This window comes from Candidatus Phytoplasma solani (genome assembly GCF_040126175.1).
GTDB classification, from domain to species: Bacteria; Bacillota_I; Bacilli_A; order Acholeplasmatales; family Acholeplasmataceae; genus Phytoplasma; species Phytoplasma solani_A.
The window spans coordinates 277,100-291,091 of record NZ_CP155828.1 but is presented as its reverse complement, the minus strand read 5'-3'; the positions used below and the strand labels follow the sequence as shown (position 1 = coordinate 291,091).

10 protein-coding genes are annotated in these 13,992 nt (G+C 25.0%); 1 reads left to right on the top strand and 9 read right to left on the bottom strand.

Annotated elements, in window-relative coordinates; genetic code table 11:
- Positions 1–72: 72 nt before the first annotated feature.
- Both PSOL_RS01445 and PSOL_RS01440 read right to left on the bottom strand, forming a co-directional pair.
- Positions 73–1,512, bottom strand: a complete 1,440-nt coding sequence (locus PSOL_RS01445) for an MATE family efflux transporter (RefSeq protein WP_349402164.1) — start codon at positions 1,510–1,512, stop codon at positions 73–75.
- Between the two features lie 73 nt (positions 1,513–1,585).
- Positions 1,586–2,566, bottom strand: coding sequence for an ATP-dependent 6-phosphofructokinase (locus tag PSOL_RS01440; RefSeq protein ID WP_349402163.1), 981 nt, complete (start codon positions 2,564–2,566; stop codon positions 1,586–1,588).
- Positions 2,567–3,442: 876 nt separating this feature from the next.
- Here PSOL_RS01440 and PSOL_RS01435 point away from each other — a divergent pair.
- Entirely contained in the window at positions 3,443–4,978 is a 1,536-nt protein-coding gene (locus PSOL_RS01435; RefSeq protein WP_349402162.1) for a multidrug transporter, read from the top strand.
- A 1,148-nt stretch (positions 4,979–6,126) separates the two neighbouring features.
- Here the strand turns inward: PSOL_RS01435 and topA are convergent.
- The 7 genes from topA to rny all read right to left on the bottom strand — a co-directional run bounded on the left by topA (position 6,127) and on the right by rny (position 13,939).
- Positions 6,127–8,073: a type I DNA topoisomerase gene (gene topA, locus PSOL_RS01430; RefSeq protein WP_349402161.1), complete on the bottom strand. Its 1,947-nt coding sequence runs from the start codon at positions 8,071–8,073 to the stop codon at positions 6,127–6,129.
- A gap of 23 nt (positions 8,074–8,096) precedes the next feature.
- Positions 8,097–9,017 (bottom strand): ribosome biogenesis GTPase YlqF, encoded by a 921-nt coding sequence (gene ylqF / locus PSOL_RS01425; protein ID WP_349402160.1) that lies wholly within the window; start codon positions 9,015–9,017, stop codon positions 8,097–8,099.
- A 51-nt stretch (positions 9,018–9,068) separates the two neighbouring features.
- Positions 9,069–9,815 (bottom strand): hypothetical protein, encoded by a 747-nt coding sequence (locus PSOL_RS01420; protein ID WP_349402159.1) that lies wholly within the window; start codon positions 9,813–9,815, stop codon positions 9,069–9,071.
- Between the two features lie 169 nt (positions 9,816–9,984).
- A complete protein-coding gene (gene efp / locus PSOL_RS01415; RefSeq protein WP_349402158.1) occupies positions 9,985–10,554 on the bottom strand; it encodes an elongation factor P in 570 nt (189 codons plus the stop codon).
- Positions 10,555–10,576: 22 nt separating this feature from the next.
- Positions 10,577–11,443, bottom strand: coding sequence for a tRNA (adenosine(37)-N6)-dimethylallyltransferase MiaA (gene miaA / locus PSOL_RS01410; RefSeq protein WP_349402157.1), 867 nt, complete (start codon positions 11,441–11,443; stop codon positions 10,577–10,579).
- Positions 11,444–11,575: 132 nt separating this feature from the next.
- Complete coding sequence (locus PSOL_RS01405) at positions 11,576–12,340, bottom strand: TIGR00282 family metallophosphoesterase (RefSeq protein ID WP_349402156.1); 765 nt, start codon at positions 12,338–12,340, stop codon at positions 11,576–11,578.
- Positions 12,341–12,358: 18 nt separating this feature from the next.
- Positions 12,359–13,939, bottom strand: coding sequence for a ribonuclease Y (rny, locus tag PSOL_RS01400; protein WP_434062263.1), 1,581 nt, complete (start codon positions 13,937–13,939; stop codon positions 12,359–12,361).
- Between the last annotated feature and the right edge of the window lie 53 nt (positions 13,940–13,992).

Sequence of the window (13,992 nt, the reverse complement as noted above, 5' to 3'; positions counted from 1 at the left end):
TCCTTAATTTTTTAATAACTATAGTTTAATAAATATTTTTTTGATTATTATGCACGAAAAATATTTTTTTTATTAAAATGACTTTGTTGATTTCAAAGAATTCATTTTATTTTTTCTTAAAAAAGCAATAAAAATAATTGCTGTTACTATTAAAACAGTTATATTACTGCCAAAAGTGCTTAAACCAAATTGTTGAGCGTTAGGTATATTTTGAAAAATTTCATGTAAAGTAAATAAAAGTGCAATTCTTAAAACCACTCTTAAAAGGTTCATCCAAAAAATCAAGTTAGCATTTTTTTTGTAAGATAAAATATAACCCATCATCATAGAAGCCCAAACAGAAGTAAATAAAGAGGTGCCTTCCCAAAATAAAATTATATTAAAATTTACTTTTTCCGTTGGTGAAAATTTTTTACCTGGTTTCAATAGTTGTAATAAATATTCTCCCAAAAAATAATTAGATAAAAAACCAATAATACCGATGATTAAAGTAATGACAAAAACGTTTTTAAAGATTTTAAAAGTTTTTTGATCATTTTCACAAGCAACACTTTGAGCAACCATTGCAGATTGAGAATCTTCAAAAGACTGAGAAACAGCATAACAAATACCATTTACAACTGCCACCAACCCTGAAATAGCTACTAAATCATTATAATAATTTGTAGACATATCAAGAATAATTTTTTTACCAATTTCATAAGTAACTTTTCCAATAATTAAAGTGCCTGATAATTTAAGCATACTTTGAACTATATTTCTAGAAAAAACTAACTTTTTAAACTGGAATTGAAAAGGGTTTTTAGAACTAAACATACAATAAAAAGCAATAAAAGAAATTAACAAATTAGAAAATAAATCAGCTAAAGCTAAATGAATTACTGTAACATTGCCTTCTTTTTTAACAAACTTATAAATAAAAGAAATCATGATTCTTACAATAATTAGCAAAATATTTAACATTAAAACAAATTTAGTTTTATTTTTAGCACGCTCTAAGCCAATAAAAACAGAATTAATGGTGATAAACACAAAAGTAATTAAAGAAAGTTGATAATATAAAAAACCACCATCTGGATGATAATCACTTTTTAAAAATATATCACCTAAATAACTAGGTAATAACGGTCCCAAACCTAAAATAATTAAAAGAACTAAAGAAATAGCAACAGATAATACAAAAGCTAAAGTGGCGTATTGTTTCGATTTTTCTTTATTTTGCCTTTTATATTCACGCGCTACTAAAACTACTCCAGCCCCTCCTAAAGAAATCGCTATACTTTGAAGAATTTTTTTGATTTGCTTCATATAAGTAATAGTTGAATCTACATTAAGTAATTTTTTTGGAGTACCTATAATGTAAAAATCAATAGAAGTACCTAAATGTTGAAAAAGCAAATAAATAGCAATTGGAATAGTAAGGATGATTAAATTTTTCCAAATAGGTCTTTCAAAAGTTCTTTGAGGATGAGAAGAATTATGTTTTTTTGTAATATGATTATTAATGTTCATAAAAAACCTTTTACTTTCGTATTTTTTATATTTTATCTAAATCAAAAGTTAATCTATTTTGAAATGAAAAAAATTAATTAGATAATAAATTTGATATTGTATCAAACAAACAGCATTGTTTACCTTTATGACTAAAAATTTGTTCAAAATTAACATGATGTAATTTTAACCCTTGTAAACCAACTCCACAATTAGAAATATCTTTTTGCAATAATTGGACAGCGAAACTACCCATGCGAGTTGCTAATACCAAATCTTCAGCAGTTGGAGTACCGCCTCTTTGAATGTGACCTAAAATTTGAGATCTAGTTTCAAAACCACTGTATACTTCAACTTCTTTTGCTAAACTAACAACATCAAAAATATGCTCAGTGACAACTACAATCACATCTCTTTGATTAGATTCACGCAATTTTTTGATTTTATCAAAAATTTTTTGCTTATCTAAAGGATGTTCGCGTGTTACAATTAAATCTGCTCCAGTGGCCACTCCTCCATATAAAGCTAAATCTCCTTTGTAACGTCCCATAACTTCAATAATGCTACATCTACGATGAGAAAAAGAAGTATCACGCAATTTTTCAATCGCATCAACCACATTGCTTAAAGCAGTACTAAAGCCAATTGTAAAATCGGTATCATCAATATCATTATCAATAGTAGCAGGCAAGCCAACACAATTAATTCCTAATTCTTTTAATTTCATAGCACCCCTATAAGAACCATCACCACCAATAACAACTAACTTTTCAATCCCTAGTTTTTTTAAATTGCTTGCACATTTTTGACGAATAGCAAGATTTTCTTGAAAAGCTATAAAACGAGAAGTTCCTAAAAAAGTTCCCGATACATTGATAACGCGAGGAAGTAGTTTTAATTCTAAAAGCTGTATTTCGTTGTTATATAATCCTAAATAACCATCTTTTACACCATAAACTTCAAGGCCTTGTCTAGCTCCTTCTAAAACAACAGCTCTAATGGCAGCATTCATCCCAGGAGCATCTCCTCCTGAAGTTAAAACAGCAATTTTTTTCAATTCTTTTTCTTTTTTCATTTTTAATATAAAACCTCTTTTAGAATTATTTTAATTTTCAACCATTAACTTTAAAAAATTACTCAAAAAAATAATTTAAACAAAATTACTTTATTTTTATTAATTGATAAAATCTTATTTATCAAAATCAAAAAATACAAAAAGCAAAAATAAAATTTAGAAAAAACAATTAATTAAAAAATATTATCTATTTTAAGAAATAAAAGGAGAACAAATAAAACTAAAAAAATGAAATAGGTTTAAAATAATACTTAATTAAATATTTTTCAAATTATTCCCTTTCTTAATTTAGGCAATTAAAAACTACAATGATTTTATTTTTTTAAAACAATCTTAAAAAATTACTAAAAAAAATTTGTAATTACTAAATTATGAAATGATTACAAGACTTATTTTGAAATGAAATTTCATTGATGTTTTATTAAAAACAAAACATTAAATATTTTTAAAATCACCTTTTTGAAAAAATTTTACAAATAAAAAGTTAATATTTTTATTTAATTATTAACTACATTTTAATTATATAAAATTAAAAACAATATTGCAATAAAAAAACATAAATTATAAAATATTTTTAAATAATTTTAACAGTTTTAAAAAGTTTATAAAATTAAATTCAAAAAGTTCAAAAAAATATAGTCACTGCACAACTATCGAAAAATTACAATAAATATTTTATTAAAAAAACAATAAATTTTAAAAATAAATAGATTGACATTTATTTTTTTGTGTGTTATATTTAAAAGTAGTCAGTAATGAGCATGATTAATAGTAAACAATAATTTATTAAAAAATATAATTAAAAAAAATAACGACAAACCACAATCATAACCACAAAAATAAAAAAATTGAAAATAATTGAAAGGAATTAAATTCATGACAAAAGGAGGTATAATCATTAGTAAAAAAGAAAGATTAAATAAATTAATCTTAGAAGGAAGTTTGTTAAAATCTTTATTAGTTGTTTCTTTCCCTATTATTGTTTTTAATATTTTTAAAGCTTTATTTGCCAACATTGACGCTTTATTTATTGTTGGAAACTCCAAACCTGATGGTATCTCTGGTTTTATTCAATTTTCTAAATCTATTCAAAGTATTATTGATTCGATAGGAATTTGTTTAAGTATTGCAGGAATTACTTTAATTGCTAGAGAAATTGGGAAAAAAAAAGATATATACAATCCAAAAGCTCGTCAAATAGCATCTTTGATTTTTGTTTTATTAATTTCTATCAGTGTTTTAGTAGCTTTTGTAATGGTTTTGTTTGCTGAACCTTTTTGTAATAATATTATGGGGTTAAATAAATATGTACATGACGGCTTTTTAACGGAAAAAGGACAAGCAAGTTGCATTCAGGCTTTTAGGTTAAAAATGTTAGGGATTATTTTATTAGCCATTAACGTTTTCTTTTTGGGAACCGAAAGAATTTTAGGAAAAATGAAGAAAATATTAATTTTGAATTGCATTATGATGGCTTTCAAAATTAGCTTAAGTTTTTTAATTTTTTATGGATTAGGCATTAAAAATGCTTTAGGGTTGGAAGTAGCTTCTGTATTGGCCCATGCTTCCATTACAATAGTAGCTTTTGGAACTCTTTTTAACAAAAAAAATAATTTTTGTTTAAGTATCAAAGATTTTCATTGGAAAAATTTTTTAGAAAATAAAAAAATAATTAAAACTATCCTTAAATTCGCTATTCCTTTAATGTTGGGGAAAATGTTTTATGAGTTTGGTAGATTATTGACTTTATACATGATAGAAAGTAATCCAGAAACGGGTTTTTTAGGTTTTTACGGATTTGGAAACGGAACATTAGGAAAAATAGGTGTTGCTGACGGGGTAATTAGTTTATTTGTTCAAATATCCTTTTCTTTGAAAGAAGGGGAATTATTGATTGTTTCTGAAAATCTAGGAAACAAAAACATTAAAAGAGCTATCAAAACCTTAGTTATTTCTTCTATATCTGTTTTTATCATTTTTATTATTACATATTTAATTTGTGCACCTACAAATTATATGGGTTTTGGATTAGGGGATAAAATATACTTATTTTTTAAAAATTTAGGTATAAAATGTATAAAAAAAGATACAAAGATTCCTCCTGGTTTTTCAGAATTTTTAATTGGAGGACTTTTAACAACCAGTTTAATAACAACACAATTAGAAATTATATCTACTTTTTTAATTGCCACAAAACAACCGAAATATGATTTATTTTTAAGTTTTGGTCGTGTTTTTCTATTTAGAATTCCTTTTCTTTATTTATTTAGAAATATTATTTTGAAACCTGGCAGTTCAAAAGAATATCATGTGTATAGTCTAGCTAACTTCTTTTCTAACTGCATTATGTTGATTTTTATGCTTTTTTTATGCCTACGTTTTATTATTAAAATTAAAAAAGAAGAAAAATAATACATCAAAAACCACAAAAAAAGTTTAACTGTTCGATTAAAAATTTATAATTATACAGAAATATTTGATAATCGTTTATTTTTTTAAAATTAGTGATTATAAATAAAAATATTTTAATTAAAAAATATAAGTATAAAAACAGTAAGAGAAAAAGGGGACCGGGGATCTCAAAACACTACCACTTAAACAAATATTAAGCAAAAAAATGTTTATTAATTTACTAACGTTATGACAAATAAATGAAATTAACAACTCCTTGATTACTAATTTTTAATAATTTTAATTAGAAACTTATTATTAGTAAAAAACTTGAGGTGTTCCAAATTTTAAACAATTTTTTTTAAAAAAAATCTTTAAGACTAACTATTAAGTTAGTCTTTTTTTCACTACCCAATTTACAAATTCCATATTCAACTTTTACCGGAGGAAAAAATTACAAAGTATACCAAAATCATTGCCCGCTATTTGTGATTTATTAGTATATTCTTGATAAAAGTTTCTACAAGGAACCATTTTCATTCCTTGGAATATCATAAAATACTCTAGAGCATTAGTGGCAAAAGCGCCTATCTTCATGTTCGCCAAAATTGTGGTGTGAATTATGTGTTTTTTGGGTATTATAATCTATTTCATAATCATTAGGGTTAAAAGCTGATGTAGAACCTCCCCATCGCCATCAAAAATTAAAGCATAAGTGTGAGTGATACAAAAAATAAAATAAAAAACAACTAAAACTACAAAAAATACTTTTATTTTGATAATTTTAAAAAATTTAAAAGATGTACAAAACCCCTAATTATTTTTTATTTGATAAAATATTTAATAAAAATGATCGAAATACAAAAAACATTGAAAAAATAACTAAAATTTAAAAAATTATTATCGCCCAATTTACTTTTATAATTTAATTATATATATTTTTATAATTGATTTTTCGTTATTTTTAGTTTGTTTTTTTATCTCAGCTCATTTTTTTAAATGTCGCGCGACTTGATGCTAATAAAAATATATAATCATATTTACGATAACACTAAGTAAAAAAATATCGGCCTAAATTTTTTAATCGTTATTTGTTGTTGAATGCAAAATAGATGAAGAGTTTAAAAAAATAAGAAATAGAAAATTAATTAGAAAAAAAACTTAAAAAATTAAGTTTTTTTAATTTTAACAATATTTTTACATTCAGGAAAACGACTACACCCCAAAAATTGACCATAACGACTTTTTTTAATCAATAAAGGAGCTTTACATAAATTGCATTTTTGATCGGTTTCAATTGGTTTTGAATTTTGTAATTTTTCATTTTCTTGAGGTTTCAAAAGAGAAGTATTTTTACATTCAGGAAAACGACTACACCCCAAAAATTGACCATAACGACTTTTTTTAATCAATAAAGGAGCTTTACATAAATTGCATTTTTGATCGGTTTCAATTGGTTTTATTTTTTCTAGTTTTTTATTTGCTATTTGATAAAGTTCAAGAAATTTTTGATAAAAACGTTGCATTAATTGTTTATTATCAACCATTCCTAAAGCAATTTTATCAAGATCATCTTCCATTTTAGCTGTATATTGGTAATCAAGAAATTGTTTGAAAAAAATTTCTAAATTTTGAATAGTTAAAATCCCTTGTTCGGTTGGTTGAAAACGTTTTTCTAACACATCAACATAAAATCTTTTTTTGAGAGTAAAAATAATTTGTGAATAAGTAGAAGGTCTACCAATATTAAGTTTTTCTAAAGTTTTAATCAAAGTAGCTTCCGAAAAACGAGTTGGAGGAGTAGTAAACTTTTGTAGATCTTGTATTTCTTCAGGAAAAAAAGTTTCATTTAAATGAAAAATTGGGATTATTTTATCTTGAATTCCATCTTTTAAAATTTTTTGATAACCATCAAATATTTTAATCATTCCTTCTGTTAAAAAAGAATGTTTTTCCACTTCAAAACAAACTTGATTTCTTTGAAATATAGCTGGTTTCATAAAACTTGCTAGTGTTCTTTTGTAAATAAGTTCATAAAGTTTATATTCATATTTATCAAGATATGACGCTAAACTTTCTGGTGTTTTAGTTAAATCCGTAGGTCTTATCGCTTCATGAGCATCTTGAGCTTTGGTTTTTGAATTTTGTTGAAAAACGGCTAAATATTTTTTGCCATATTGCTCTTTAATGAATTCTTGAGCGTCTTTAACAAACATTTTCGAAAATCTTTGAGAATCAGTACGCATATAAGTGATTAATCCGATTGGTTCGCTTGAAATTTCAATCCCTTCATAAAGTTTTTGAGCTACTCTCATTGTTTGATTAGATGTCATATTAAGATTATTAATTGCTTCTTGTTGTAAAGTTGAAGTAATCAAGGGTTTTTTAGGTTTTTGAAACATGTCGGTTTGTTTTATTTTTTTCACTATAAAAGGTTTTTTTGTTATTTTTTCAATAATACCTAAAGCTTCTAAAGCTTTAATTTTTTTATTTTTAGGATTTTGATATTCAGCTTGAAAACATGGAAAAAAAGCAGTAATAAGGTGATATTCTTCCGGAACAAAAGAATTGATTTCTTTTTCCAAATCAACAATTAACTTCAAAGTTACTGATTGAACTCTTCCTGCAGACTGCGATTTAATTCTCCTGACTATACGAGACAGCTTAAAACCAATAATGCGATCAAGCATCCTTCTAGTTTCTTGAGAAAAAACCAATAATTCATCAATCATACGAGGTTTTTGAAAAGCTTTTAGAACCACTTCTTTAGTGATTTCACGAAAAACAATTCTATTAGCAATTTGAGGTTTTAAATTTAGAACTTTGGATAAATGCCAAGCAATTGCTTCACCTTCTCTATCGGGATCAGTCGCTAAAAAAATTTCTTTATTTTTAGTTTTTTGAAGCAAAAAATCAACTAGACTTTTTTTCTCTTTTATAATTTCATATTTAGGGATGAAACCATTTTTAATGTCGATACCAAGCCTATCTTTTCCTGATAAAGATAAATCCCTAATGTGACCTTTAGAAGATAAAATTTCAACTTTATCATCAAAAAAACGACTTAAAGTTTTTATTTTAGCAGGAGACTCGACTATAATAACTTTGTTTTTCATTTTTGCATTCCTCGTAAAAATTTTTAGCTTAATTTGATTTGTTGTTGAAAAAAATCATCCAAAAAAGGTAAAATATCTAAATCAAAATTAATTTTTCCTAAACTACCTTCTCTTATTTCTTTTAAAATCATTTGATAAACTTTATTTTGATCAATTTGCTTATTTTTAGTATAAAAATTTCTTTTTTGCCCAATAAGTTCAACTAAATTAGTTTTTTTAAAATTGTTTTCATCTAAATCAACTAAATTAAATCTCTTTTTTAAATTGTTAAAATAATGTTTCTGTAAATAACCTAAGGAGTGTTGCCCTAATTGTTCTAAAGGCAAAACTGAATCTTTAAAACAACCAGCCAACGCCAAAGACAAACTAATTTTTTGATCATAAAAACTATGAGATAAAACTCCCGGAGTATCTAAAAATTTAATATTAGGTTTTAAGATCTTAATCCATTGAATTTTGATGGTAGTACCAGCTAAATTAGCTGTTTTTAAGACTTTTTTACCAGCAAAACTATTAATTAAAGTAGATTTACCGACATTTGGCATACCTACTATCATCATTTTAATATTAGGTTTATTCGAAATAAGTTTTTTTGGGGAATTAAAATGAGCTTTTTTCATTTTAATTATTTTAAGGGCTTGTTCATAAATAGAAAAATTTTGATTTTTTTCAATAGCATCAATTGCTAAGATTGATATTTCTTTTTGCAAATAATATTTAATAAAAGTAGCCGTTTTATGAGAATCAGTTAAAGAGTTTTTATTTAATAAAAACAAAAAAGGTTTTTGATGCTTTTTAATCAAAGACAAAACTTTAAAATTAACACTAGAAAAGGGTATTCTTGCATCTAGCATTATCAAAACTATATCAACTAAAAACAAATTATTTTTAATTTGGTCAAAAGTTTTTTTCATATGACCAGGAAACCAATTAAATATTTTCATTTAGTTATTTCCTGTTTCTTTAATTTAACTTCTATTTTGATGATTAAAAAATTAATTATTTGTGACATTTGAAATAGATTCCAAAACTTTTTGTAAATCTTGTTCAACATCAGCTTCAGTTTCAAAAATTTTTTTGCTATAAATTTTATAAAATTCTTCTCCGGTAATAGATATTAAAGAAACACCTATTTGAATAAAAATTAATTCTAAAGGTTTATCAAAAACAAGTTTTTTAATCCAATGAAAGGGATTAATCAAGTTTTTAATATTACTCAAAGTATTGGTAATTTTTTTAGTTTTCTGGAACTTTTGGACAATATTTTTTTTAATAATGGCTTCCCTAATAATAAAAATTCTTTTTAAAGTCATTTTGCGAAATATTCTTAAAATTTTATTTTTAAATATATTATCAATTCTTTGATTAATATAAAGTATTAAGATTAAACTTTCATCAATAGTTAATTCTAAATAAGGGTATTTAGATTTTGGGTAAAACTGTGTAACAATTTCCAAAGTCAACTCTTTAATTGATAAAAGCAAAAGATTACCAAAATTATCCTTATCTTTTTTTATTTTAGTTTTAAAATCTTTTTTTTTAGATTCAATTAATTCAATGATTGCTTTTTGATTAACATCGTTTTTTTCTGGTTTACTCTGATTAATGCTTTTTTTAATATTGCACAAAGAAAGCCAACAATAAACAAAAGCAAAAAAAACAAAACCACTAATAAAACCAACAAGATAACTAATAAAAAATTTTAAATATGAATTTATTAACCATTCAAATATTTCATTCACAATGCTTTATTTCCCTTATTTATTTTAATCAACAAATCAAAGTAAAATTTTTAAGAATAACTATTCTCATTATATAACAAAAAAGATGTTGAAAAAAATAAAAGTTAAAAACATAAGAACAAAAAGAAAATCCAAATAGCAAAAAAGGTATTTTGACAAAGTCAAAAAATTACTTACTATTATCTCTTGACAAATAAAGTCCAGTCTCTGTGTTGATGATGATCTTTTCACCTATATTAATAAAAAGAGGTACTTTAATCACTAATCCTGTTTCTAAAGTGGCATATTTTAAAGAATTAGTCTTAGTGTCTCCTTTTGCTCCTGGTTCTGTATAAATGACTTTTAAAGATATTTTATCAGGTAAACTAATTGTCAAAATTTCGTTATTGTCATAAAAGATAACTTCCACTAATAAACCCTCATAAAGGTATTGAAGTTCTTCTTTTAGTTGGTTTTTATTGATTTCTAACTGTTCATAAGTTTGAGTATTCATAAAAATATATTGTTCTTTTAAACAATAAAGAAACTGCATTTTTATTTTATTAATCAAAGCAGGCTCTAATTTAACACCAGCATTAAAAGTATGATCTATAACACTACCTGTTCTTAAATTTCTTAGTTTACTTCTTACAAAAGCAGCTCCTTTTCCGGGTTTAACATGTAAAAACTCCAAAATTTGATAAATTTGATTATTGAATTTAATTGTTTGACCTGTTTTAAAATCATTTGTGTTAATCATATTTTAACTCCTATTAATGAAATTATTTTTTTAAAAAATCACTGACTATCTGAGAAACTATTTTTTCTAAAGAAGACGATAAAGCATCTAAGACAATAGGTTGAAATTGGTTTTTAAACCAAGTTTTTTGCCTTTTAGCATATTGCATCGTTTTTTGGATAATTAAATTTTTAGCTTCTGTTAAATTATATCTTCCTTCTAAAAATGATTTGATTTCGCGGTAACCAATAATATTAAAATTAGCTTGAGGAAAATCAGTTTTAATATTTTTTACTTCTTCTATAAAACCTTGATTTAACATAGATTCTAACCTGAAAATAATCCTTTTTTTTAATACTTGTCGATCAATATCAAGATAAAAAATTAAAAATGAATATAAAGGTATATTTTTTTTAGTTTTTTGAGATCTCAAATGTCCTGAAATAATATCATGATAAGAACTAACAATGCGAAGGGGATTTTTAACATCTAAAACTATTTGAGGGTCTTTTTTTTTAATGGTAACAAGCATATTTTCTAAATCTTGTTTATTAAATTTTTGTTGAATCAAAGGCTTTGGGGTTAATTCGTAATCAAAAAGAGCTGCTTTTAAATATAATCCACTCCCTCCAACAAACAAAGAATTACTAATATCATTAATTTTTTGACGTGCATCTCTTTGGAAATGATAAATACTATAATTTTTTTCAGGAGAAAGAAAATCTAAAAGATGATGTTTAACTCCTTGCATCTCTTCTTTTTTAATTTTAGCAGTCCCAATATTATAGTGTTGATAAATTTGAGTAGAATCACAATTAATAATTTCGAAATTAAATTGTTTAGCTATTTTAATAGAAAGGTTTGTTTTTCCTGAAGCGGTAACCCCTGTAATAGCAATTATTTTTTTCATAACAATTCCTTTATGCAATCTTTAGTTTTACATAATCGTGATTTTTTTCAATTTTTGAAAAATTATTAATAGTAATTCTTTTAAAATAACAAATAAAAAGAGAATAAAAGAAAAATAAATATTTATGAATTATTACTCTTCTGATAAATTTATTTTTTCAATTTTTTGTTCTGGTTGCAAAGTTAATAAAACCCCATTTAATTGTCGTTTTCCTGTAGCATTGGGTTTTACAAAAACCTTGTTGCCTAAAAAAGACTCAATAATAGGATCTTTTTCTTTACCAATAACCCCATCTTTGGCCCCAGTCATCCCGGCATCAGAAATATAAAGTGTTTTGTGAGGAAAAAGACGATCATCGTTGGTTTGAACATGAGTGTGAGTTCCTACAATAGCATTAATCCGACCGTCAAAATAATGAGTAAGAGCTATTTTTTCACTAGTGGCTTCGGCATGAAAGTCTAAAAAAGAAAAATCATATTTAGATTTATTTTTTTCTAAAACATAATCAATTGTTTTAAAAGGGCAATAAATTTTAGGATTAAGAAAAACACGCCCTAAAGCATTCATAACTAAAATTTTTTTATTATTACACTCCACAATCTTATAACCTTGACCTATTTGTTGAAGGTCATTAATAGGACGGATAACATCAGAATCATCAATAAAATCTTTAATTTGTTGATTTTTCCAAATATGATTACCCATAGTAATTAAATTAACACCTATTTTTTGTAATTTTTGATAAACTTTATAACTTAAACCTTTTCCATTGTGAGCATTTTCTGCATTAGCAATAATAAAATTTGGTTGGTAAGTTTTTTTCAAAAAAACCATTTTTTCTGTAAAATAATCAATCCCTGGTTTACCATAAATATCTCCAATAAACATTATTTTCATAATAATTCCCCTAATTTGCTAGAATTTAGCTACCTCAATAACTCTTGTTTCTCTTATAACGGTAACTTTAATAAATCCATTGTAAATAATGTCTTTTTCTATTTTTTCTTTAATAATTCTTGCAATTGGAGACATAAAATAATCATTTATTGTGTCTGGTTTAACAATAACTCTAATTTCACGACCAGCTTGAATAGCATAAGAATGAGCTACCCCTTTAATGGAATTTGCAATGTTTTCTAATTTAGTTAATCTTTGAATATAATTTTCTATTGATTCTTTTCTGGCTCCAGGCCTTGCTGCGCTAAGAGTATCTGCAATAGCAACTAAAACACCAATTGTAGTTTGAGCTAATTGATCTTCATGGTGAGAAGCAATAGCGTCAATTACTTCTTTTTTTTCTTTATATTTATGAGCTAAAGCGATCCCAATTTCAACGTGACTACCTTCTGTTTCGTGGTCCAAAGCCTTTCCGATATCATGAAAAAGACCTGCTCTCCTTGCTAAAATTTCATTTTCACCAATTTCTGAAGCTAGTTTACCCGCTAAAAAAGCTACTTCCAAAGAATGTTTTAAAACATTTTGACTATAACTTAATCGAAAATGTAATTTTCCTAAAAGTTTAATTAAATCAGGATGAACTTCGCCAATTTTAGTAATAAAAACAGCTTCTTCACCTAATTCTTTAATAAAATTATCAACCTCTATAATTGATTGTTCTAAGGCTTTTTCAATATGAGAAGGATGAATTCTGCCATCTAAAACTAGCAATTCTAAAGTTTTTTTAGCAATTTCTCTTCTAATAGGGTTAAAACTACTTAAAACTACTGTCAAAGGGGAATCATCAATAATTAAATCTACTCCGGTTAAAATTTCTAAAGCTTTAATATTTCTGCCTTGACGACCGATAATGCGACCTTTCATTTCTTCATTAGGAATATCAATCACGCTAATGTTTTTTTCTCCTGTGGTATCAGCAGAATACTTTTGCATCGCTAAAATCAAAAGCATTTTAGCTTTTTTAGAAACTTCTAATTTAGCCTTTTCTTCTTCTTTTTTAATATATGCAAAAATTTCGTTAGCAGTTTTATTTCTAACTTCATCCATAATAATTTTTTGCGCTTCTTTTTGATTTAAAGAAGCTATTTGTTCTAATTTGATTTTTTGATTTTGCAAAATAATTTCTTGTTCTTTGATTTGCATTTCTATAATTTTTTTAGTATGATTAATTGTTTGTTGTTTTTCGTCTAAATATTGTTCTCTTCTGTTTAAATTTTCTGTTCTATTATTAAACAATTCCTCACGACGATTATTTTTTTCTTCTAAATTAACTATAATATTAGTTCTTTCATGTAAATCATGTTCCATTTTTTTTCTTAACGAAAATATTTCTATTTTGGCATTTCGAATCAATTCTTTTTCATATTTTTCCAATTTTTCTAATTTTTCTTTAACTTGTTTTTTAAATTTGTTTTGTTCTTGGTCTAGTTTTTTTCGATTAAAAAAAGAATAAAATAAATAACCTATTGAAATACCTAAAGAAAAAAAAACAACAGAAAGCAAAACCATGTTACTACAATCATTGCAGTCCACGCCCATTTTCTTTTATGCCTTTCTTTTTTATAATATTTTATAATAAAAAAAGCAATTAT